This is a genomic window from Streptomyces sp. NPDC004788 (assembly GCF_053601115.1).
Map to the genome: position 1 here is coordinate 15561 of NZ_JBSGBF010000037.1, position 21499 is coordinate 37059.

The window sequence follows — 21499 nt, forward strand, 5'->3', positions numbered from 1 at the left end:
ATGCGCGTGTTGTTGGTGGCGTACGGCTCGCGTGGGGACGTCGAGCCGATGCTCGGACTCGGGACGGCTCTGCGGGCACTCGGCGCGGACGTGCGGGTGTGCGCCCCACCGGATTTCGCCGAGCTGCTGGACGGCGCCGGCATCCCCTTCGTACCGCTCGGCCCGTCACTGCGCGACATGGCGACCAAGGCGGTGACCGAGGCGGCGAGGCCCCCGGTGGAGAGCCTGCCGCAGCGCGCGGCCCGGATGGTCGCCACCACGTACGAATCCGTCGTCACAGCGGCCGAGGGATGCGACGCGGTGATGGCGACCGGTCTCGTCCCGGCGGCCGCCGCCGCCCGGTCGGCCGCCGAGCAACGGGGCATCCCCTACCTGTTCGTCGCCTACTTCCCGACCTACCTGCCCTCGCCGCACCACCCGCCGCTCGCGTGGCCGGGCCGGCCGCTCCCACCGGACGTGACCGACAACCGGGTGCTGTGGGAGCAGAACGCGGAGCACCTGAACGCGCTGTTCGGCGAGGCGGTCAACACCCACCGGTCCGCCATCGGCCTGCCGCCGGTGGACGACGTCCGCGACCACGTCTTCACCGACCGCCCATGGCTGGCGGCCGACCCGCTGCTCAGCCCCTGGCCGCGGCCGGCGGACCTCGACGTGGTGCAGACCGGCGCGTGGACCAGGCCGGACGAACGGCCGCTCCCGGCCGAGCTGGAGGCCTTCCTGGACGCCGGCGAGCCACCCGTGTACGTGGGCTTCGGCAGCATGCCCGTACGCGACGCGCACGACGTCACCCGGGCGGTCGTCGAGGCGGCCCGTGCCCGGGGACACCGGGTCCTCCTCTCTCGCGGCTGGGCCGACCTGGCGGTGGCCGACGAGGACGGCGACTGCTTCCCGGTCGGCGAGGTCAACCACCAGGCGCTGTTCCGCCGGGTGGCCGCCGTCGTGCACCACGGCGGCGCCGGCACCACCACCACGGCGGCCCGGGCCGGCGCGCCCCAGATCGTGGTCCCGCAGATGGCTGATCAGCCGTACTGGGCCGGCCGGGTGGCCGAGCTGGGCATCGGCGTGGCCCACGACGGACCGACACCGACCTTCGCCTCCCTGTCCGCCGCGCTCGGGGCGGCCCTGACCCCCGACATCCGCTCACGGGCGGGAGACCTGGCCGCCGCGATCCGCACGGACGGGGCGACGGTGGCCGCGAAGCTGCTGCTCGACGCGGTCGGCCCGCACGAGAGGCCCGGGTCCGCCTGAACGGCACCGGACCCGCCGGGCGAGGGCCTGCTCGCCCTTGCCCTTTCCCTGGTTGTCAAGCACTCGAACGTCAAGCACTCGACGTCGTCGAGCACTCGACGTCGTCAAGCACTCGAAAGGACAGACATGAACGTACTCGTACTGGGTTCCACCGGCTACATCGGATCCGCCGTGGCACGGCGACTGGTGGCGGACGGCCACCGGGTGGTCCACTTCGTCAAGGACGCGGGACGCCTCGGACCTGACGTGGCGTCGCGCGTCGGTGATCTGGCCGACCCGGCCTCGCTGCGGGCCGCCGTCACCGACGACATCGACGCCGTGCTGAACCTCGCCACGCCGACCGGCGACGATACGGTGGACGCCGCGGCCGTGGACGCGCTGACCGAGCGGCTGCGCGGCACCGGGCGGGCCTTCGTCTACACCAGCGGAGTGTGGGTGCTCGGCGCCACCGGGGACACCGCGGTCGGCGAAGACGCCGCAACGGACGCGATCGCCATCGTCGGCTACCGCCCGCGCATCGAGCAGCGCGTCCTGGCGAGCGCCGCCGAGGACGTGCGGTCCGTGGTGCTGCGGCCCGGCATCGTGTACGGCCACGGCGGCGGCATACCCGGCCTGATGACTGGATGGGCCACGGAGCACGGCATCGGCCGGTACGTCGGCTCGCCCGCCACCCGCTGGCCGATGGTGCACGTGGACGACCTCGCCGAACTCTTCGTGCTGGCCCTGACCAAGGCCGAGGCCGGAACCGTGCTGCACGGCGTGGCCCACGAGGCGGTGCCGGTCGCCGCGCTCGCCGCGGCCGCCGACCTCGCCGCGGGCGGCACCGGCCGGGCGGAGTCCTGGCCGCTGGAGCAGGCCGCCGAAGCCGTGGGTGCCCCGTTCGCCGAGGCCCTGGCGCTGAACCAGGTCGTGACCGGGCGCCGTGCCGTCTCCGACCTCGGCTGGCGGCCCCGCCGCCCGTACGTCCTGACCGAGCTGGCCGAGCTGGCCGGAGGCGACCGTGGCTGACCTCACCGGTTCCACCCTGCCCATCTGCCGCACCTGCGGCACCCAGTACGCCGCCGCCCGCCCCGACTGCCCGGTCTGCCTGGACGAGCGCCAGTACGTCGGGGCCGACGGCCAGCGGTGGACCAGCCTCGCCGAACTGCGCGCCGAGGGCCACGAGGGGCGCTTCGAGGAGCAGGGCCCGGACGTGCTCGGCATCGGCTGCACGCCCGAGTTCGCCATCGGCCAGCGGGCCCTGCTGCTGCGCACGGCCGGCGGCAACGTGCTGTGGGACTGCGTGCCCTACCTCGACGACGCGGTGATCCGCGAGGTGAAGGCGGCCGGCGGGATCAGCGCGATCGTCATCAGCCACCCGCACTTCTACTCCGCCATGGTCGAGTGGGCCCATGCCTTCGACGCGCCCGTGTACCTGCACGAGGCCGACCGGCAGTGGGTCGGCCGCCCCGACCCCGCCCTGCGCTTCTGGAACGGGCGGACCCACCGGCTGACCGACGAACTGACGCTGATCAACCCCGGCATCCACTTCCCGGGCAGCACGGTCATGCACTGGAACACCGGAGCGGGCGCCCTGTTCACCGGCGACGTGGTCAACGTCTGCCCGGACCGCCGCTGGGTCACGATCATGTACAGCTACGCCAACCACATCCCGGAGCGGCCCGACGCCGTGCGCGCCGCCGGAGAACTGCTCGCCGGCTACCGCTTCGAGCGGATCTACGGGGCATGGTGGGACCGCGTCGTCACCAGCGACGGCAACGAGGTCCTGGCCCGGTCGGTCGACCGCTACCTGCGCTTCGAACAGGCACTGCCGATGGAGGCCCGCTCGTGACGACGACGGAACACGTCCACCACCCCGACCACCACGCGCATCACGACCACGGCGGTCACCACCGTTCCGCCGCCCATGGTGCGCACCCGGGGCACGAACCCGGCCGTGTCGGTTGGGGGACGGCCGCGAGAGCCACCGCGCACTGCCTGACCGGCTGCGCGATCGGAGAGGTCCTCGGCATGGTGCTGTCGACCGCACTGCACTGGGGGAACGCCGGCTCCGTCGCGCTGTCCGTCGTCCTCGCCTTCCTGTTCGGGTACTCGCTGACAGTCCGCAGCGTCCTCGGGTCCGGAGTCGGACTGAGGCGGGCGATCGGCGTGGCGCTGGCAGCGGACACCCTGTCGATCGCCGTCATGGAGGTCGCGGACAACCTCACCATGGTCGTCTTCCCCGGTGCCATGAACGCGACTCTGGGCGAGGCGGTCTTCTGGGCCGCCCTCGCGCTCTCCCTCGTCGTCGCGTTCACCACCACACTGCCGGTCAACAAGTGGATGATCGGCCGCGGAGGCGGCCACGCCGCCCTCCACGCCCACCACCACTGACCGCACCGTCCGACGCACCGGTCCGGGCCGCCCGAGCCAGGGTCGAGGCAGGAGGGCCCGGGCCTTTCGGTGTGCCCCTGGGAGGGGTTGTTCCGCCACCCCTCCCAGGGGCACAAACGCGTGTGCGGGCAGGTCTGGTCAGCTGAAACGCCGACCTTCACCGCGCGGTCACCTCGGGGCGTCGGCGCGGCCTTGCCTGGTTTGTGCGCTGTCGTGCCAACCCCTGGGCGCAGGAGGTCAACTCGGTCGGTCGGGTCGTTCGTAGCTTGAAGACGTGCCGAGCCGCGGACGCGGCGGGCACGTCACCGATTGCTTCGAGAGGACCCCTCAATGTTCGACGTCGCCAAGGTGCAGGCCGCTCCGAGCAAGGATCTGCTCACGCCCGACAACTCCGTCATGCTCTTCGTGGACCACCAGCCGCAGATGTTCTTCGGCACCGGCAGCGGCGATCGTGCCGCGATCATCAACAGCACGGTGGGTCTGGCCAAGGCGGCCCGGGCGTTCGACGTTCCGGCCGTCCTGACCACGGTCGCCGCCGAGTCGTTCTCCGGGCCCCTGCTGCCCCAGCTCGCCGAGGTGTTCCCCAAGAACGAGATCATCGACCGCACGACCATGAACGCCTGGGAGGACGAGGCGCTCGTCGCGGCCGTCAAGGCGACCGGGCGCAGGAAGATCATCCTGTCGGGTCTGTGGACCGAGGTCTGCCTGGTGCTGCCCGCGCTTTCGGCCCTTGAGCAGGGGTACGAAGTGTACGTCGTCACCGACGCGTCCGGCGGTGTCAGCCCGGCTGCGCACGAGCACGCGCTGCAGCGGATGATCGCCGCCGGCGCCGTCCCGGTCACCTGGGTGCAGGTGCTGCTCGAGCTGCAGCGCGACTGGGCGCGCCAGGAGACGTACGGCGCGGTCATGGAGATCGTCAAGGCCCACGCGGGCGCGTACGGCCTGGGCGTCGTGTACGCGCAGAGCGTCATCGGCGCGCACGCGGCCGGCTGACCCCTGTGGACACCGGCATTCTGATCCTGCGTCTGCTGGTGGGACTGCTCGTCGCCGGCCACGGGGTGCAGAAGATCAGCACGCACCTGGGCGGCCGGGGACTGGAAGGCGGCACCGCGGAGTTCCGTGCGGACGGCTTCCGCGGCGGAGCCGTCACCGCCCTGGCGGCGGGCGGTGGTCAGATCGGATCCGGTCTGCTGCTCGCCTGCGGCCTCCTGACCCCGCTCGCCGCGACCGGGACCATCGGGGTCATGACCGTCGCCTTCACCGTGAAACGGCCCCACGGCCTCTGGGTGCAGAACGACGGATACGAGTACCCGCTCGTCCTCATCGGCACCGCCGCCGCCCTCGCCGCCACCGGCCCCGGCGCCTGGTCCCTCGACGCGGTCCTCGGCCTCACGCCCTACCCGCTGTGGTGGGCCGCCCTCGCGCTCGCGGCCGGTCTCGGCAGCGGACTCCTCACCCGGCTCGTCCTGCACCGGCCCCCCGCCGACCGGGCGATCGCCGAGCGCTGAGCACGAGCCTCACGGACCGGGTCCGGCCGCTCGCGTACCCCCGACCGGGCGGCCGGACCCTCCCCACCCTCTCTCCCCGAACAGGAGCACCCGATGGACACCCTCACGACCCCGCACGGCGGCGGCCAGCCGCTGCTGCACCAGAAGGGCGCCGAGACCCAGGCGTTCGGCACGCTCAAGCAGCTGCCGATCGGCCTCGGCCACGACACCCGCATGTACGCCTGCCAGCGGCTGAACCGGGTCCTCGCCGACACCCAGATCCTCTACTCCCTCTACAAGAAGCACCACTGGCTCATGCGCGGGGCGACCTTCTACTCGCTCCACCTCATGCTGGACAAGCACGCGGACGCCCAGCTCGCCATCGTGGACGCGCTGGCCGAGCGGGTCCAGAGCCTCGGCGGCGTCGCCGTCGGAGACCCGCGCCACGTCGCGGAGCTGACCACCATCCCCCGTCCGCCCGACGGCGTCGAGCCGGTGCCCGTCATGCTGTCGCGGCTCCTCGACGCGCACGAGCGGATCCTGATCGACGCGCGGGACGCCGCCGCCCGGCTCTCCGAGGAGGGCGACGAGGGCAGCGCCGACCTGCTCGTCTCCGATGTCATCCGCACCGGCGAGGCGCAGGTGTGGTTCCTGGCCGAGCACCTCGTGGACACCCCTCTGGTGCGCGGCTGATGGACACGTACGACGTCGTCGTGGTCGGCGGCGGACCGGCCGGCGAGGTCGTCGCCGACCGGACCGTCCGGTCGGGGCTGACCGCCGTCGTCGTCGAGGCCGAGGCGGTCGGCGGCGAGTGCTCCTACCGCGCCTGCGTGCCGAGCAAGGCCCTGCTGCGACCCGGCGCCGCCCGAGCGGAGGCCCGCTCGGTCGCCGGGGCCCGGCAGGCGGTCACGGCGGCACTCGACCCGGCGCGCGTCCTGGCCCGCCGTGACCGTTTCACCGGGCGCGGTGACGACACCGGCCAGGCGGAATGGCTCGACGGTGCGGGCATCGCGCTCGTACGGGGGCGGGGACGGCTCGCCGGTGAGCGCCGCGTGGAGGTGACCGGGGCCGACGGCACGGTCCGCACTCTGCGGGCCCGGCGCGCGGTCGTGGTCTGCACGGGCACGGAACCCGCCCTTCCGCCGGTCGAGGGGCTCGACCGGATCGGTGTGTGGACCAACCGGCAGGCCACCACCGCCGACGCGGTGCCCGAGCGGCTCGTCGTCATCGGCGGGGGAGTGGTGGCCTGCGAGATGGCCACCGCGTGGCGCTCGCTCGGCTCCTCCGTCACCATGCTCGTCCGCGACCAGGCCCTGCTGACCGGCTGGGAGCCGTGTGCCGGCGAAGAGGTCACCCGGGGGCTGAGCGGTCTGGGCGTCACCATCCGCTTCGGGGTGTCGGCCGTCCGAGTCGCCCGTGACGAGGACACCCGCACGGTGACCGTGGACACCGACGACGGCACCACCCTCGTCTGCGACGAGGTCCTCGCCGCCGTCGGCAGACGCCCGCGCACCGCGGACCTCGGCCTGGACTCCGTCGGACTGCCGGCGGGCGACCGGCTTCCGGTCGACGACACCTGTCGGGTCACCGCGGTCGAGGGCGACTGGCTCTACGCGGTCGGCGACGTCAACCGGCGCGCGCCGCTGACCCACATGGCCAAGTACCAGGCCCGCGCCTGCGCCGCGGCGATCGCCGAGCGAGCCGCGGGCCGCCCGGCCGATACGGGCGGCATGCAGTCGTGGAGCGCGGAAGCCGACCGTTTCGCCGTCCCGCAGGCCGTCTTCACCCGTCCCGAGGTCGCGAGCGTCGGACTCACCGAACGCGCGGCGCGCGAAGCGGGTCTCGTCGTACGGGCGGTGGAGTACCGCATCGACGACGTCGCCGGTGCCGCGCTCCACGCGGACGACTACCGCGGCCTCGCCAAGCTCGTCGTCGACGAGACCCGAGGGGTCGTCGTCGGCTGTACGCTCACCGGCCCGATGGCGACCGAGCTCATCCACACCGCCACCGTCGCCATCGTGGGCGAGGTCCCCCTGGAGCGCCTGTGGCACGCCGTGCCCGCGTTCCCGACGGTGAGCGAGGTCTGGCTGCGGCTCCTGGAGGCGTACGGCCTCTGAGCCGAGGCCCCGCCCGACCGACGCACCAACCGGCCGAATCGGCGCGCTCTTCCGCTCGACCGCCCACCTGCCGGCCCGACAGGCGCGCCCGCCCGCCCGAGCACACCAAAAACGCCTCACCACCCGACAAGGAAATCCCCATGCATCCCAAGAGGCGCACCCTCGCCCTCGCCCTGCCGGCCGCGCTGGCCGCCCTGGTGGGCGCCGCGCCCGCCGCGCCCACCGGGCCCGCGCGCGTCCCGGCCGCCGCCGAAACCGACACCGACCGGCGCGCTCCCAAGCCCACGATCGTCCTGGTCCACGGAGCGTTCGCCGACGCGTCGAGCTGGCGCGGCACCATCACGCGCCTGCTGCACGCCGGCTACCCCGTCCTGGCCCCCGCCAACCCGCTGCGCGGTCTCGTCGAGGACACCGCCTACCTGCGCAGCGTGCTGGCCGCCGTCGACGGACCCGTCGTCCTGGTCGGCCACTCCTACGGCGGCGCCGTCATCACCGGTGCCGCGGTGGGCGACAGCCGGGTGAAGGCCCTCGTCTACATCGCCGCGTTCGCCCCGGACAAGGGCGAGAGCGCGGCCGAGCTCGCCGCCAGGTTCCCCGGCTCCACCCTCGGCGACACCGTGAGCCCGCGGTCGTACCCGCTGCCCGGCGGTGGCACCGGCACCGAACTCGTCATCGAACCGTCCAAGTTCCCTCGCCAGTTCGCCGCCGACGTCCCCACCGCGGACGCGGCCGTCATGGCCGTGTCCCAGCGCCCGGTCACCACCGCCGCGCTGGAGGAGAAGGCCGGGGAGGCGGCCTGGAGGACGATCCCGTCCTGGGCGCTGATCGCCACCGCCGACAGGAACATCCCGCCGGCTGCCGAACGGTGGATGGCCCGGCGCGCCGGTTCGCAGATCACCGAAGTGGACGCGTCCCATGCAGTGGCGGTCTCCCGCCCGGCCGTGGTCACCCACGTGATCCTCGCCGCCGCGCGGGCGACTCGCTGACGCTCCGACCCGTCCCGTCCCGTACATCCCCCGAAGGAGAACCCCTCATGAAGAACCGTCCGGTCCTCGAACCCGCCGCCCAGGCGTTCGCCGACGCCACCGCCCAGCCGCCGTACCTCTACCAGATCCCCGTCGCCGAAGGCCGCAAGGCCGTGGACGACGTCCAGAGCGGCGAGGGCGTTCCCCTGCCGGAGGTCGACGAGGAGTGGATCACCGTCCAGGGCGGCCCGACCGGCGACGTCCGCGCCCGGATCGTGCGCCCCCGCGGCGCCACCGGCCCGCTTCCCGTCGTCCTCTACATCCACGGCGCCGGCTGGGTCTTCGGCAACGCCCACACGCACGACCGGCTGGTCCGCGAACTCGCCGTCGGCACCGGGGCGGCCGTGGTGTTCCCCGAGTACGACCTCTCGCCCGAGGCGCGCTATCCCGTCGCCATCGAGCAGAACTACAGCGTCGCCCAGTGGGTCGCCCGCGACGGCCACCACAAGGACCTCGACGGCGCCCGCATCGCCGTCGCGGGCGACTCCGTCGGCGGCAACATGAGCGCGGCCCTGACGCTCATGGCCAAGCAGCGCGGCGACGTCACGCTCGTCCAGCAGGTCCTCTTCTACCCGGTCACCGACGCGAGCTTCGACACCGACTCGTACCACCGGTTCGGTGAGGGCTACTTCCTGCGCCGCGACGCCATGAAGTGGTTCTGGGACCAGTACACGACGGACGAGGCCGAGCGGGCGCAGATCACCGCCTCGCCGCTGCGCGCCTCCACCGAGCAGCTGACCGGCCTGCCGCCGGCCCTGGTGATCACCGCCGAGGCCGACGTCCTGTGCGACGAGGGCGAGGCGTACGCGGCGAAGCTCCGGGCCGCCGGGGTGCCCGTCACCGCGCTGCGCGTCCAGGGGGTCATCCACGACTTCGTGATGCTGAACGCGCTGCGCGAGACGCGGGCCGCGGAACTCGCCATCGGTCTCGCCACCGACACCCTCCGCAAGGCCCTCGCATGACCGGCCCGTCGACGAGCATGCCCGTGGCGGGTCTCGTCCCCGCCCCGAGGCGGGAACAGCAGCACGCCGATCTCCTCGTCCGCAACGCCAAGGTGTTCACGGGCGACCCCGACCGGCCCGAGGCCCGCGCCGTCGCCCTCCGCGACGGCCGGGTCGCGGCCCTCGGCGACGACCACGACCTCGCCCGCCTCGTCGGGCCGGGAACGAGGGTCGTCGACGCGCTGGGCCGCCGCGTGATCCCCGGCCTGAACGACTCGCACCTCCACGTCATCCGGGGCGGTCTCAACTACGTCCTGGAGCTGCGCTGGGACGGCGTGCGGAGCCTCCGGCACGCCCTGGCGATGCTGAGGGAGCAGGCCGGGCGCACCCCGAAGGGGCAGTGGATCCGGGTCGTGGGCGGCTGGACCGCCGAGCAGTTCGCCGAGCGCAGGATGCCGACCGTCGCCGAGCTGAACGCCGCCGCACCCGACACCCCGGTCTTCGTCCTGCACCTCTACCAGTCGGCCCTGATGAACAGGGCCGCCGTGAGGGCCGCCGGATTCACCCGTGACACCCCCGATCCCCGCGGCGGGCAGATCGTCCGCGGCCGGGACGGCGAGCCCAACGGCGTGCTCCTCGCGGCGCCGAGCGCCCTCGTCCTGTACTCGACCCTGGCCAAGGCGCCGTCGCTCGACGAGGCCGACAAGCGGACGTCGACGCGGCACTTCCTGCGCGAGCTGAACCGCTTCGGACTGACGTCCGCGGTCGACGCCGCCGGCGGCTTCCAGAACTTCCCCGACAACTACGCGACGGTCGTCGACCTCGCCAGGTCGGGGGAGCTGACCCTCCGCATCGCCTACCACCTCTTCCCGCAGACGGCCGGGCAGGAGCTCGCCGACCTGAAGCGCTGGACCGAGATGGTCAAGCCCGGGGACGGGGACGAGTGGCTCCGGCTGAACGGTGCGGGTGAGAACCTCACCTGGGCCGCCGCCGACTTCGAGAACTTCTCCGAACCCCGGCCCGAACTCGCCGCGGGCTACGAGACCGAGTTCGAGCAGGCCGTACGGCTCCTCCTGGAGAACGGCTGGGGCTTCAGGCTCCACGCGACCTACGACGAGACGATCCGCCGCGACCTGGCCGTCTTCGAGAAGCTCGCCGCGGAGGGGCTCTTCCCCGGCGGCAACCGGTGGCTCTTCGACCACGCGGAAACCGTCTCGGCCGGAAGCCTCGACCGGATCGCCGCCCTCGGCGGAGCCGTCTCGGTCCAGAACCGGATGTCCTTCCAGGGCGCCGCGTTCCTCGACCGCTACGGCCCCGACGCCGCCGCCCACACCCCGCCGGTCCGGGCCATGCTCGACCGCGGCCTGACCGTCGCCGCCGGAACCGACGCCACCCGCGTCTCCTCGTACAACCCGTGGGTCGCACTCCACTGGCTCGTCACCGGCCGGACCGTCGGCGGCACCGCGCTCTACCCGGCGGGGAACCTGCTCGACCGGGAGACCGCCCTCGGCCTCTACACCCGGGGCGGAGCGCGGCTCACCGGCGAACAGGACGTCAAGGGAACCCTGCGCGAAGGCTCGTACGCCGACCTGGCGATCCTGTCCGACGACTACCTGACCGTGCCCGAGGACGTCATTCCCGGCATCGAGTCCGTCCTCACCGTCGTCGGCGGCCGCATCGTCTACGCGACGGCGGAGTACGAAGGTCTCGACGAGGCCGTCCCGCCGGTGAGCCCCGAGTGGAGCCCCGTGGCCCACTTCGGCGGCTACCAGAGCGGTGCCCTCCAGGCGTCGGCCGTGGCCGAGGCCGCCGCCGAGTCCGAGCAGCACCGCCGGTGGCGCGTCGCGCGCGGCTCCGTCCCCGAGACGACGCCGTCCTTCGTCGACCCCTGCTTCGGACACTGAAAGGGCCACACCATGAGTACCGCCTCCCCCGTCGCCGGCGGAGACGACGCCCCGGCCGCCCCGCCGGGACGCCGTTTCGAGCCGGACCTGCGGTCGATGACACGGATCAACCTCCGTCCCATCGCCTCGCCCATGCCGCTCGGCTTCTTCACGATCGCCATCGCCTCCGTGATGACGGGCTGCCTCCAACTCGGGGTCTTCGAGGAGGAGGCCCGCGCCGCCGTCGCCTTCACCGTGCTGCCGGCCTTCGTCCTCCAACTCCTCGTGAGCTTCCTGGCCTTCGGTGCCCGCGACGTGATCGCGGCGACGCTGATGGCGGTGTTCGCCGGCAGCTGGCTGCCCTACGCGCTCGTCATGCTCAGCGGCGCGGCCGACGGTCTGAAGGTCCTCGGCGTCTTCAACCTGGCGCTCCTCTGCTTCGGGGCGCTGATGACCGCCGTGACCGGGCCGAAGCGCGCCCTGTGGCTCGTCCTCGCGGTCTCCCTCCCCCGCTGGGCGGCCACCGGCCTCGCGGGCATCACCGGCGCCGAATGGCTCACGCGCACGTCCGGTGCGCTCGGCCTCGTGGTCGCGCTCGTCGCGATGTACACGGCGTTCGCCCTGATGCTCGAGGACATGCGCAGCGAGCAGGTCCTGCCCATCGGCCGCAGCGGCCCCGCCCACCTCGCCGTGGAGGGCGACCTGTCGGTCCAGCTGCGCAACCTCGAACGCCAGGCGGGCGTGCGCCGCACGCTCTGATCACCCACCCACCCCGTCGCACCACGACCGCACAGGAGCACCCATGGAACCGCAGGTGACGGACCGGCCCGAGAAGTCCCGGTACGAGATCCTCGCCGGCGACGACGGCACCGAGACCGCGGGCTTCGCCGAGTACCACCTCTCGGAGGGCGAGATCGCCTTCATCCACACCGAGATCGACAGCCGGTTCGCCGGCCAGGGCTTGGGCGGTCTCCTCGCCCGGGGAGCGCTCGACGACGCCCGGGCCCGTGAGCTGCGCGTCCTGCCGTACTGCCCCTTCATCCGGGGCTGGATCGGCAAGCACCCCGAGTACGCCGACCTGGTGCCCGAGGCGAGGCGCGCCCGGTTCGGCCTCTGACGCACCAGGCTTCGCCCCATCAAATCGGCCCCGTCGCCGAGGAGTTCGCCCGTGCCGTCATCACCCTCGCCGGTACGGAGGACAACGTCTGCGCGCTGGTGTACCTCGCGGGGTACGCGCTGAAGGAAGGCGAGAGCCTGGGCGAGCTGCAGGGCGGCTTCCCCGACTCCGGTCTCGCCGACGCGCTCGTCTACACCCCGTTCCCGGTGGCCGGCTCCACCGAGACAGGCACCGACGTCTCGGTGGCGGTCGACCGGTTCCCCGAGCTGTTCGCGGCCGACGTCGAGCCCCGGCTCGCCGCGGTGCTCGCCGTCTCCCAGCGCCCCCTGGCCGCCCGGGCCTTCGCCGAGAAGGTCGACTCCTCTCACCTGGTCATGCTGTCCCAGCCCAAGGCCGTGGCCGAGCTGATCCTGGACGCGGCCCGGTCCACGGGGAGCTGACCCGGCACTTGAACGTCGAACGATTGGTCTATGTCGTTCGAACCCGGTAGCTTTCCGAAACGTCCGCCCAGAACATGCGGCGGGCGATCGGAGGAAGCACACCCATGAGGTTCGGCGCGAGGGTCGCGCTCGCCGTCATCGCCCTCGCCGTCACCGCCACCGCCTGCGGCACCCCGCAGGGCAGCGGTTCGCGGGCGCACACCACCGCGGACTGCGCACCGTACGCCCGGTACGGCGAGCACCCCGGCACCAAGGTCACCGTCTACGCGGAGAACCGGGACCGGGAGGCCGACCTGTTCGAAGAGACCTGGGCGGACTTCGCGGACTGCACGGGAATCGACGTCCAGTACGAGGGGGACGGGGAGTTCGAGGCCCAGATCCAGCTGCGGGTCGACGGCGGGAGCGCCCCTGACGTGGCGTTCTTCCCCCAGCCCGGGCTCCTGGAACGCTTCGCGCGGGCGGGGAAGCTCAAGCCCGTGAGCGCCGGGGTCGCGGCCCTCGCGAAGCAGGGCTGGTCGGCGGACTGGAACAGATACGCGACCGTGAACGGCACCCTCTACGGCACGCCGCTGGTCGCGAACGTGAAGTCGTTCGTCTGGTACTCCCCGAAGTTCTTCCGCGACAGGGGACTGAGCGTTCCGCGCACGTGGTCCGAGCTGATGGCCGTGACGGAGAAGGTCGCGGCGTCGGGCGTCAAGCCGTGGTGCGCGGGCATCGAGTCCGCCCAGGCTACCGGCTGGCCCGTCACCGACTGGATCGAGGACGTCCTGCTGCGCCAGCAGGGCACGGACGTGTACGACCAGTGGGTCGCCCACGAGATCCCGTTCAACGACCCGCGGGTGATCAAGGCCATGGACACCGTGGGGTCCATCCTCAAGAACGACCGGTACGCCAACGGCGGTTTCGGTTCGGCCCGGTCCATGGCGTCGATCTCCTTCCAGGAGGCCGGCACACCGATCCTCTCCGGCGACTGCGCGATGCACCGCCAGGCCTCGTTCTACGCCGACATGTGGCCGAAGGGCACCGAGATCGGACCGGACAAGGACGTCTACGTCTTCCTCCTGCCGGGAGCCGATCCGGGCAGCCGCCCCGTACTGGGCGGTGGAGTCTTCACCGCGGCGTTCGCCGACCGTCCCGAAGTGCGGGCGTTCCAGGAGTATCTGGCCTCCGCGGACTTCGCGAACGCGCGCATGAAGAAGGGCCCGTTCGTCTCGGCGAACAGGGGCGTGGATCCGGCGAACGCCGCGACCCCGGTCGACAGCCTCTCGATCCAGCTGCTCCAGGACCCCCGGACACAGTTCAGGTTCGACGGTTCGGACCTGATGCCGGCCTCGGTCGGCGCCGGGACGTTCTGGAAGGGAGCCGTCGACTGGATCGGCGGCGCCGGCACCCGGCAGGTCGCCGACTCCGTCGAACGGTCCTGGCCGAGCCACTGATGTCGTTCGACGCCGTCGCCCAGCAGCCCAAGCTGCTGTACCTGCTCCAGGGCCTCGCCGCCTTCGCGGCGGTGGTCTCCCTGATCCTGCTCGCACTGCTCCGGGGGCCGGTACGGAGAAGGGCCGCTGCCCTCCTCCTGCTGGCCCCCGCGCTGCTGCTGCTCACGGTCGGTCTCGTCCTGCCCGGTCTGCGCACCCTGGCACTGTCGTTCACCGACAGCGAGGGAGACGCCTGGGCCGGCTTCGACAACTACGTCTGGATGGTCACCGACCCCCGGGCGCTGGTGGCGCTGCGCAACACCCTGGCGTGGGTGGTGCTCGTGCCGCTGACGGCGACCGCGGTCGGTCTGCTCTACGCCGCGGCCGTCGTACGGTCGCGGTTCAGAGCGTTCGCGCTGTCCCTCCTCCTGACGCCGATGGCGATCTCGTTCGTCGGCGCGGGTGTCGTCTGGAAGTTCGTCTACGCCTACCGGCCCCCGGAGGCCGGGCAGATCGGGCTGCTGAACCAGCTCGTCGTCGTGTTCGGCGGCGAGCCGCGGCAATGGCTCGTGGACTCCCCTTGGAACGTCCTGTTCCTCATCGTGGCGATGGTGTGGACACAGGCGGGCTTCGCGGCCGTCCTGCTGGCCGGCGCGATCAGGGCCGTTCCCGGTGAGCTGACCGAGGCGGCCCTGCTCGACGGCGCGTCCCCCCGGCAGATCTTCCGGCGGATCACCCTGCCGTCGATCCGGCCCACGCTGCTCGTCGTGGTCCTCGCCCAGGCGATCGGCACCTTCAAGGCCTTCGACATCGTCCGGACCATGACCGGCGGACAGTTCGACACGGGCGTCGTCGCCCACGAGATGTACGACCAGGCCTTCCGCTACGGCGAGACCGGCCGCGGCGCGGCGCTCGCCGTGCTCCTCTTCGTCCTCGTCACCCCCTTCGTCGCCCACCAGGTCAGGGTGCAGCGGAGGGCGAGGTGAACGGCGTCCGCGAGCGTCTGGGCTCCCGCGCCTGCACGGCGGTCGCCGTGGTGATCGCGGTCCTGTGGACGACACCGACCATCGGTCTGCTGCTCTCCTCGTTCCGCCCGGAGGAGGAGATCAAGACGACGGGCTGGTGGACCGTGTTCGGTACGCCGCACCTCACGCTCGACAACTACGGCGAGGTGCTGTCCGGCGGCGCGAACGGGCCGGGGCGGCTCGCGGAGTACTTCGTCAACTCCGTCGTCATCGCCCTTCCCTCGGTGCTGTTCCCGCTCGTCCTGGCCTTCTTCGCGGCGTACGCCCTGGCCTGGATCGACTTCAGGGGACGCGACGCGCTCGTCGTCGGCGTCTTCGCGCTCCAGATCGTGCCGCTCCAGATGGTGCTGGTCCCGCTCCTGAAGCTCTTCTCGCAGGGCTGGCTGTTCCTGCCCGCGTGGCACGCCACCGGTCCCGCGCGGTTCGGCCAGGTCTGGTTCGCCCACACCGTCTTCGCGCTGCCGTTCGCGGTGTTCCTCCTGCACAACTTCCTGGCCGCGCTGCCCCGGGACCTGATCGAGGCCGCCCGCGTCGACGGCGCGTCGCACGGGACGCTGCTGCTCCGGATCGTGCTGCCGCTGGCCCGCCCGGCCCTGGTCAGCTTCGCCGTCATCCAGTTCATCTGGGTGTGGAACGACCTCCTCGTGGCACTGACCCTGTCGGGCGGAACGGCCGAGACCGCGCCGATGACGGTCAGGCTGGCGGGCATGGCCGGGACGTACGGCAACGAGTGGCAGCGGCTCACCGCGGGAGCCTTCGTGGTGGCGTCCGTCCCGCTGCTCGTCTTCTTCTCCCTCCGGCGGCACTTGGCACGGGGACTGCTCGCAGGATCCGTGAAGGGATGAGACCCGACCGGGCCGGGGGACAGGGCGTGGCGACGGGGCTGAGCAGGCCCGGGCTGCGGGGCCGCGAAGCCGAGCTGGAGCGGCTGCGCGCCCTGGTCGAGGCGGTGCGCGACGGCGAGGGAGGAGCGATCGCGCTGCTCCTTGGCGAGCCGGGGATCGGGAAGACCGTGCTCCTCCAGGAGGCCGTCTCGCTGGCGCGGGCCCACGGATTCCTGGTCAGCCACGGACGAGCCGAGGAACTGCACGAACTGGCACCCCTCGCCTCACTGGCCTCCGGCCTCCTGCACGGGGACCCGCCGCTGCTGTCCGGCACGGACTTCGCGGACCTCGCCGGCCACCACGACCAGCGCATCTGGCTCGTCGAACGGCTGGCCCAGCTCATCGAGGAACGCTCGGCGGGCACCCCCGTACTGATCGCGGTCGACGACCTCCAATGGGCCGACCCGCTGAGCCGGTTCGCCCTGAGCGTCATGCCGGCCCGGCTGCTCAGCTCCCCGGTCCTCTGGCTGCTCACGGGCCGGGAGGACCCGGAGCTGTACGGGCACGGGCCGCGGACGACGACCCTCCCGCTGCGGCCGCTGTCCGAGACGGCCCTGGCCGAGCTGGCCCGCGACGTCCTCGGCGGCGACGTGCCGGCGCGGGTCGAGGAGCTCCTCGACGGAGCCGGCGGCAACCCCTTCCTCGCGGCCGAGATGCTCGCGGGCATCGCGGCCTCGGGCGAGGACGGGCCGGAACCGCCCGAGCGGCTGGTCCTCGGCGTACGCGGCCGACTGGCCGACCTCCGGCCGGACACCCTGCACTTCCTGCGGATCGGCTCGGTCCTCGGCCGCGCGTTCTCGCTCGCGGACGCCGCCGCCCTGTGCGGCCGGCCCGCCTCCGGGCTCAGCGCCGAAGTCGACGAGGCGATCGCCGCCGCCCTCCTCCACGACGACGGCGAACGCCTCCTGTTCCGCCACGACCTGCTCCGCCAGGCGGTGTACGCCGACCTCGCCCCCTCCGTACGCCGGGCGCTGCACCGGGAGGCCGCGAGCCGGCTCGTCGCGGCGGGCCGGAGCTCCGTCGACGCGGTCCCGCACCTGCTGAAGAGCGCCGAACCGGGCGACACGGAGGCGATCGGACTGCTCGACACGGCCGCCGCGGACATGGGCGCCGTCCTGCCCGACCTCGCCGCCGACCTGGCCGTACGCGCCCTGGAACTCGTGCCGCCCCGTGCGCCCCTGGCCTACGAGGTCGGAGAACGGGCCGTCGTCGCGCTGACCCGCGCGGGCCGGTACACCCAGGCACGGGACACCGGCGACGCGCTGCTCTCCCGGCAGCCGTCGCTCGACGTCTTCGCCCGTCTGCAGTCCGTACTCGGCGACACGCTGTGGCACCTCGACGACGTCCACGAGCTGACCCGCCGCACGACGGCGGCACTGGCCGTCGTCACCGACCCGGTGATCCGGGCCCGGCTGACCGCCCGGCAGGCCCTGGCACAGTCCCGCGGCCGCGACCTCGCGGCCGCCCACGCGACCGGCGAGCGGGCGCTCGCCGAGGCGGAGCGGGCCGGTGACCGGGAGGCCCGCGTGCTCGCCCTGTGGGGCCTCGGCGAGATCGCCCTCAACGCGGGCGACTGCGCCGCCGCCCTCGCGCACCACACGGCGCTGAGCGTGTTCGACGCGGCCTTCCTCCCCGAGGAGGCCGTCGCCCTGATCCACGGGGACGACTTCGACACGGTTCGGCGGCTGCTCCGGACCGCGGGGGACGCTCCCCTGCGCCCCGCCATGCTGATCTGGGCTCAGGGAACCCTGAACATGGGCCTCGGCCGGCTCGACGACGCGGACGCCGACCTCGTGACGGCGGAGCGTCTGGAAGCGGACCTCCACGTGCCCGGCAACCTGGTCAACATCCGCGTCAACCGGGGCCTCCTCGCGGTGCTGCGCGGCGACCGCGCCGCCGCCGGGGAACACCTGGACGTCGTGCGGGCGACCGTGGCCGACCGGCCCAACAGGGGCAACCACGCCACCCACCGGTACTTCGAGGCCGTGGTCGCCGACGCCGACGGCGACCACGCGGCGGCGGCCGAACTCGTCCGGTCCGTGCAGCGCGACCACCCCTTCCTCCGGTGGCGGCTCCTGCGTCCCCATGTCGTCCAGGCCGTGCGGATCGCCCTGCGCGGCGGGGACCGGCACCTCGCCGAGGACCTCGCCGCCCAGGCCGCCGAACACGCCACCCGCAACCCCTCCGTGCCGACCGCCCAGGGGATGGCCGTCCACGCGTCCGCCCTCGTGAACGCCGACCGCGAACTCCTGGAGCGGGCCGTCCGCATCCTCCTCACGGGTCCCAGGCCGCTGCCCCTCGCCGCCGCGTCCGCCGACCTCGGGCGCGCGCTGCTCACCTCGGGCGACGCCGCCGCCGCGACAACCGCCCTGACCAGGGCGCACGACATCTACGCCCAGGCCGGGGCCGACGCCGAGGCCGACCGCGTCCGGGCCGAACTGGCACGGGCCACGAGCCGCCCCGGCCGGCGCACCGGAAGCCTCCGGCCACGCGTCGACCAGGGCTGGGACGCGCTCACCGCCTCGGAACGCAAGGTGGCCCGGCTGATCGCCGCGGGTCACACCAACCGGTCGGCCGCGGAGGCCCTCGTCGTCTCCCCGCACACGGTCAACACCCATCTGGCGTCGGTCTTCCGCAAGCTCGCGGTGCGCTCGCGGGTCCACCTGGCCCGGATCGTCCTCGCGCAGGACGACGCCGGAACGCCCACCCGAGACTGAGCGGACTCTGCGCCCTCGTGCAAGGTGCGGTGCGCGGTACGGCAACCGGGGGCGCGGAACCGGTCCTAGCGTGACGGGCACACCGCGCCGCTCCGACGCGCGGACCAGTCCACCGAAACGAGGGAACCCCCATGCCGTACATCACCGTGGGCCAGGAGAACACCAACCCCGTCGAGCTGTACTTCGAGGACCAGGGCGCCGGGCAGCCCGTCGTCCTCATCCACGGCTTCCCGCTCGACGGCCACTCCTGGGAGCGCCAGACCGCCGCTCTGCTCGACGCCGGCTACCGCGTGATCACGTACGACCGCCGCGGCTTCGGGCAGTCCTCGCAGCCGACCGACGGCTACGACTACGACACCTTCGCGGCCGACCTGAACACCGTGATGGAGACCCTCGACCTGAACGACGCCGTCCTCGTCGGCTTCTCCATGGGCACCGGCGAGGTCGCCCGCTACGTCTCCACGTACGGCTCCGGGCGCGTCGCCAAGGTCGCCTTCCTGGCCTCGCTCGAGCCCTGCCTGCTCAAGAGCGACGACAACCCGGACGGCGTCGCCCCGAAGGAGTTCTTCGACGGCGTCGTCGCCGCCGTCAAGGCCGACCGGTACGCCTACTACACGGCCTTCTTCAACGACTTCTACAACCTCGACGAGAACCTGGGCACCCGCATCAGCGAGGAGGCCGTCCGCAACAGCTGGAACACCGCGGCCCGCGGCGGCTCCTTCGCCGCGTCCGCGGCGCCGGCGACCTGGTACACCGACTTCCGCGCCGACATCCCCGCCGTCGACGTGCCGGCCCTGATCCTGCACGGCACCGCCGACCGGATCCTGCCGGCCGAGGGCACCGCGCGCCCCTTCCACAAGGCCCTTCCGGCGGCCGACTACGTCGAGATCGAGGGTGCCCCGCACGGTCTGCTGTGGACCCACGCCGAAGAGGTCAACACCGCCCTCCTCGCCTTCCTGGCGAAGTGACGCCCCGCCGTTGACCCGCCGGGTGACGCCGGAGCCCCCGGCGTCACCCGCCCCCCCGGTTCCCCGGCGCGGGAGCCGGACGAGCTCAGGAGAGCAGACACCCCATGCAGTTCGGCATCTTCACCGTCGGGGACGTGACCCCCGACCCCACGACCGGTCGCACTCCGACCGAACACGAGCGCATCAAGGCGATGGTCGCCATCGCGCTCAAGGCCGAGGAGGTCGGTCTCGACGTCTTCGCGACCGGCGAGCACCACAACCCGCCGTTCGTGCCGTCGTCGCCGACGACCATGCTCGGCTACATCGCCGCCCGCACCGAGAAGCTGATCCTGTCCACGGCCACGACGCTGATCACCACGAACGACCCGGTGAAGATCGCCGAGGACTACGCGATGCTCCAGCACCTGGCCGACGGCCGGGTCGACCTCATGCTCGGCCGCGGAAACACCGGTCCGGTGTACCCGTGGTTCGGACAGGACATCCGCCAGGGCATCAACCTCGCCAAGGAGAACTACGCACTGCTGCGCCGGCTGTGGCGCGAGGACGTCGTGGACTGGGAGGGTACGTTCCGTACCCCGCTCCAGGCCTTCACCTCGACCCCCCGGCCCCTGGACGGCGTCCCGCCCTTCGTCTGGCACGGCTCCATCAGGTCCCCCGAGATCGCGGAGCAGGCCGCCTTCTACGGCGACGGCTTCTTCCACAACAACATCTTCTGGCCGGCCGACCACACCAGGCGCATGGTGCAGCTCTACCGGCGCCGGTACGCGCACCACGGTCACGGCCGGCCGGAGGACGCCGTCGTCGGCCTGGGCGGACAGGTCTTCATGCGGAAGAACTCCCAGGACGCCGTGAAGGAGTTCCGTCCCTACTTCGACAACGCGCCGGTGTACGGCCACGGCCCGTCGCTCGAGGACTTCACCGAGCAGACCCCGCTGACGGTGGGCTCTCCCCAGCAGGTCATCGAGCGGACCCTGTCGTTCCGGGAGACCGTCGGCGACTACCAGCGCCAGCTGTTCCTGATGGACCACGCGGGCCTGCCCCTGAAGACCGTGCTTGAACAGCTCGACATCCTCGGCGAAGAGGTCGTGCCCGTACTGCGCAGGGAATTCGCCGAGGGGCGTCCGGCCGACGTGCCGGAGGCCCCCACGCACGCGTCCCTCCGCGCCGTCCGGGAGGTGTCCGCCGCATGAGGCTGACCGTCGTCTCCGCGGGGCTGAGCACCCCCTCCTCCACCCGCCTGCTCGCAGACCGGCTGGCCGAATCGGCCCGCGACGAACTCGCCGCCCGGGGGCAGGAGGCTCCGGCCGAGGTCGTGGAGCTGCGAGAACTGGCCGGCGCCATCGCCAACCACCTCGTGACCGGCTTTCCGCCGCCGCGACTGAGCGCCGCGATCGACGCGGTGACGGCGGCCGACGGCCTGATCGTCGTGACTCCCGTGTTCGCGGCCTCCTACAGCGGTCTCTTCAAGTCCTTCTTCGATGTGATCGATCCGGACGCCCTCTCCGGGAAGCCGGTCCTGATCGGGGCGACGGGCGGTACCGCCCGCCACTCCCTGGTGCTGGAGCACGCCGTGCGCCCGCTCTTCGCCTATCTCCGCGCCGTCGTCGTCCCCACCGCCGTGTTCGCGGCCTCCGAGGACTGGGGCTCGGGGGGAGACGAGTACACCGACGGCCTTCCCGGCCGCGTCCGCAGGGCGGGCACCGAGCTCGCCGCGCTCATGGCGGCACGCCCGGTCGAGGAGGAGCCCGAGGACGACGTCAGCGTTCTCGAACGGCAACTCGCCGACCTGCGCTTCGACTGAGACGGGCCCCCGCCCCGGGCGAGGGCGGGGTGGTTCACATGGTTCATACTGTTCCGCC

Annotated in this window: 21 protein-coding genes; all 21 read left to right on the forward strand. The window is 72.7% G+C overall.

Features of this window, described 5'->3' with window-relative positions:
- The 21 genes from ACWEJX_RS18350 to ACWEJX_RS18450 all read left to right on the forward strand — a co-directional run bounded on the left by ACWEJX_RS18350 (position 1) and on the right by ACWEJX_RS18450 (position 21441).
- Positions 1 to 1248, forward strand: a complete 1248-nt coding sequence (locus ACWEJX_RS18350) for a glycosyltransferase (RefSeq protein WP_451608466.1) — start codon at positions 1 to 3, stop codon at positions 1246 to 1248.
- A 126-nt stretch (positions 1249 to 1374) separates the two neighbouring features.
- The gene (locus ACWEJX_RS18355; RefSeq protein WP_451608467.1) at positions 1375 to 2256 is read left to right on the forward strand and encodes an NAD-dependent epimerase/dehydratase family protein; all 882 of its coding nucleotides are present in this window, start codon (positions 1375 to 1377) and stop codon (positions 2254 to 2256) included.
- Positions 2249 to 3079, forward strand: a complete 831-nt coding sequence (locus ACWEJX_RS18360) for an MBL fold metallo-hydrolase (protein WP_451608468.1) — start codon at positions 2249 to 2251, stop codon at positions 3077 to 3079. Before ACWEJX_RS18355 ends, ACWEJX_RS18360 begins: the two co-directional genes overlap by 8 nt.
- The gene (locus ACWEJX_RS18365) at positions 3076 to 3621 is read left to right on the forward strand and encodes a DUF4396 domain-containing protein (protein WP_451608469.1); all 546 of its coding nucleotides are present in this window, start codon (positions 3076 to 3078) and stop codon (positions 3619 to 3621) included. Before ACWEJX_RS18360 ends, ACWEJX_RS18365 begins: the two co-directional genes overlap by 4 nt.
- Positions 3622 to 3951: 330 nt before the next feature.
- Positions 3952 to 4614, forward strand: a complete 663-nt coding sequence (locus tag ACWEJX_RS18370; RefSeq protein ID WP_451608470.1) for a hydrolase — start codon at positions 3952 to 3954, stop codon at positions 4612 to 4614.
- A gap of 5 nt (positions 4615 to 4619) precedes the next feature.
- Positions 4620 to 5129: a DoxX family protein gene (locus tag ACWEJX_RS18375; RefSeq protein ID WP_451608471.1), complete on the forward strand. Its 510-nt coding sequence runs from the start codon at positions 4620 to 4622 to the stop codon at positions 5127 to 5129.
- Between the two features lie 93 nt (positions 5130 to 5222).
- Entirely contained in the window at positions 5223 to 5801 is a 579-nt protein-coding gene (locus ACWEJX_RS18380; RefSeq protein ID WP_451608472.1) for a Dps family protein, read from the forward strand.
- Positions 5801 to 7225 (forward strand): dihydrolipoyl dehydrogenase family protein, encoded by a 1425-nt coding sequence (locus ACWEJX_RS18385; RefSeq protein ID WP_451608473.1) that lies wholly within the window; start codon positions 5801 to 5803, stop codon positions 7223 to 7225. The genes ACWEJX_RS18380 and ACWEJX_RS18385 overlap by 1 nt, the downstream gene beginning before the upstream one ends.
- 140 nt (positions 7226 to 7365) lie before the next feature.
- Positions 7366 to 8211, forward strand: a complete 846-nt coding sequence (locus ACWEJX_RS18390; RefSeq protein WP_451608474.1) for an alpha/beta fold hydrolase — start codon at positions 7366 to 7368, stop codon at positions 8209 to 8211.
- Between the two features lie 47 nt (positions 8212 to 8258).
- Positions 8259 to 9212: an alpha/beta hydrolase gene (locus ACWEJX_RS18395; RefSeq protein ID WP_451608475.1), complete on the forward strand. Its 954-nt coding sequence runs from the start codon at positions 8259 to 8261 to the stop codon at positions 9210 to 9212.
- Positions 9209 to 11095: an amidohydrolase gene (locus tag ACWEJX_RS18400; protein ID WP_451608476.1), complete on the forward strand. Its 1887-nt coding sequence runs from the start codon at positions 9209 to 9211 to the stop codon at positions 11093 to 11095. The genes ACWEJX_RS18395 and ACWEJX_RS18400 overlap by 4 nt, the downstream gene beginning before the upstream one ends.
- 12 nt (positions 11096 to 11107) lie before the next feature.
- Positions 11108 to 11833 carry a GPR1/FUN34/YaaH family transporter gene (locus ACWEJX_RS18405; RefSeq protein WP_451608477.1) on the forward strand — a complete coding sequence of 242 codons (726 nt, stop codon included), beginning with the start codon at positions 11108 to 11110 and terminating at the stop codon, positions 11831 to 11833.
- A 43-nt stretch (positions 11834 to 11876) separates the two neighbouring features.
- Positions 11877 to 12191, forward strand: a complete 315-nt coding sequence (locus tag ACWEJX_RS18410; RefSeq protein ID WP_451608478.1) for a GNAT family N-acetyltransferase — start codon at positions 11877 to 11879, stop codon at positions 12189 to 12191.
- Complete coding sequence (locus tag ACWEJX_RS18415) at positions 12104 to 12631, forward strand: alpha/beta hydrolase (RefSeq protein ID WP_451608512.1); 528 nt, start codon at positions 12104 to 12106, stop codon at positions 12629 to 12631. The genes ACWEJX_RS18410 and ACWEJX_RS18415 overlap by 88 nt, the downstream gene beginning before the upstream one ends.
- Before the next feature lie 104 nt (positions 12632 to 12735).
- A complete protein-coding gene (locus ACWEJX_RS18420; protein WP_451608479.1) occupies positions 12736 to 14067 on the forward strand; it encodes an ABC transporter substrate-binding protein in 1332 nt (443 codons plus the stop codon).
- A complete protein-coding gene (locus tag ACWEJX_RS18425; RefSeq protein WP_451608480.1) occupies positions 14067 to 15032 on the forward strand; it encodes a carbohydrate ABC transporter permease in 966 nt (321 codons plus the stop codon). Before ACWEJX_RS18420 ends, ACWEJX_RS18425 begins: the two co-directional genes overlap by 1 nt.
- Positions 15029 to 15916: a carbohydrate ABC transporter permease gene (locus ACWEJX_RS18430; RefSeq protein ID WP_451608481.1), complete on the forward strand. Its 888-nt coding sequence runs from the start codon at positions 15029 to 15031 to the stop codon at positions 15914 to 15916. Before ACWEJX_RS18425 ends, ACWEJX_RS18430 begins: the two co-directional genes overlap by 4 nt.
- Positions 15913 to 18672, forward strand: a complete 2760-nt coding sequence (locus tag ACWEJX_RS18435; RefSeq protein WP_451608482.1) for a helix-turn-helix transcriptional regulator — start codon at positions 15913 to 15915, stop codon at positions 18670 to 18672. Before ACWEJX_RS18430 ends, ACWEJX_RS18435 begins: the two co-directional genes overlap by 4 nt.
- Positions 18673 to 18803: 131 nt before the next feature.
- Positions 18804 to 19640 (forward strand): alpha/beta fold hydrolase, encoded by an 837-nt coding sequence (locus ACWEJX_RS18440; RefSeq protein ID WP_451608483.1) that lies wholly within the window; start codon positions 18804 to 18806, stop codon positions 19638 to 19640.
- Positions 19641 to 19744: 104 nt separating this feature from the next.
- Positions 19745 to 20830 carry an LLM class flavin-dependent oxidoreductase gene (locus ACWEJX_RS18445; protein ID WP_451608484.1) on the forward strand — a complete coding sequence of 362 codons (1086 nt, stop codon included), beginning with the start codon at positions 19745 to 19747 and terminating at the stop codon, positions 20828 to 20830.
- The gene (locus ACWEJX_RS18450) at positions 20827 to 21441 is read left to right on the forward strand and encodes an FMN reductase (RefSeq protein ID WP_451608485.1); all 615 of its coding nucleotides are present in this window, start codon (positions 20827 to 20829) and stop codon (positions 21439 to 21441) included. The genes ACWEJX_RS18445 and ACWEJX_RS18450 overlap by 4 nt, the downstream gene beginning before the upstream one ends.
- Positions 21442 to 21499 lie beyond the last annotated feature (58 nt).

Bases quoted from the DNA above. Each gene is read 5' to 3' on its own strand.
- ACWEJX_RS18350 (WP_451608466.1), top strand. From the start codon at position 1: ATGCGCGTGTTGTTGGTGGCGTACGGCTCGCGTGGGGACGTCGAGCCG.
- ACWEJX_RS18355 (WP_451608467.1), top strand. From the start codon at position 1,375: ATGAACGTACTCGTACTGGGTTCCACCGGCTACATCGGATCCGCCGTG.
- ACWEJX_RS18370 (WP_451608470.1), top strand. From the start codon at position 3,952: ATGTTCGACGTCGCCAAGGTGCAGGCCGCTCCGAGCAAGGATCTGCTC.
- ACWEJX_RS18380 (WP_451608472.1), top strand. From the start codon at position 5,223: ATGGACACCCTCACGACCCCGCACGGCGGCGGCCAGCCGCTGCTGCAC.
- ACWEJX_RS18385 (WP_451608473.1), top strand. From the start codon at position 5,801: ATGGACACGTACGACGTCGTCGTGGTCGGCGGCGGACCGGCCGGCGAG.
- ACWEJX_RS18390 (WP_451608474.1), top strand. From the start codon at position 7,366: ATGCATCCCAAGAGGCGCACCCTCGCCCTCGCCCTGCCGGCCGCGCTG.
- ACWEJX_RS18395 (WP_451608475.1), top strand. From the start codon at position 8,259: ATGAAGAACCGTCCGGTCCTCGAACCCGCCGCCCAGGCGTTCGCCGAC.
- ACWEJX_RS18400 (WP_451608476.1), top strand. From the start codon at position 9,209: ATGACCGGCCCGTCGACGAGCATGCCCGTGGCGGGTCTCGTCCCCGCC.
- ACWEJX_RS18405 (WP_451608477.1), top strand. From the start codon at position 11,108: ATGAGTACCGCCTCCCCCGTCGCCGGCGGAGACGACGCCCCGGCCGCC.
- ACWEJX_RS18410 (WP_451608478.1), top strand. From the start codon at position 11,877: ATGGAACCGCAGGTGACGGACCGGCCCGAGAAGTCCCGGTACGAGATC.
- ACWEJX_RS18420 (WP_451608479.1), top strand. From the start codon at position 12,736: ATGAGGTTCGGCGCGAGGGTCGCGCTCGCCGTCATCGCCCTCGCCGTC.
- ACWEJX_RS18425 (WP_451608480.1), top strand. From the start codon at position 14,067: ATGTCGTTCGACGCCGTCGCCCAGCAGCCCAAGCTGCTGTACCTGCTC.
- ACWEJX_RS18435 (WP_451608482.1), top strand. From the start codon at position 15,913: ATGAGACCCGACCGGGCCGGGGGACAGGGCGTGGCGACGGGGCTGAGC.
- ACWEJX_RS18440 (WP_451608483.1), top strand. From the start codon at position 18,804: ATGCCGTACATCACCGTGGGCCAGGAGAACACCAACCCCGTCGAGCTG.
- ACWEJX_RS18445 (WP_451608484.1), top strand. From the start codon at position 19,745: ATGCAGTTCGGCATCTTCACCGTCGGGGACGTGACCCCCGACCCCACG.
- ACWEJX_RS18450 (WP_451608485.1), top strand. From the start codon at position 20,827: ATGAGGCTGACCGTCGTCTCCGCGGGGCTGAGCACCCCCTCCTCCACC.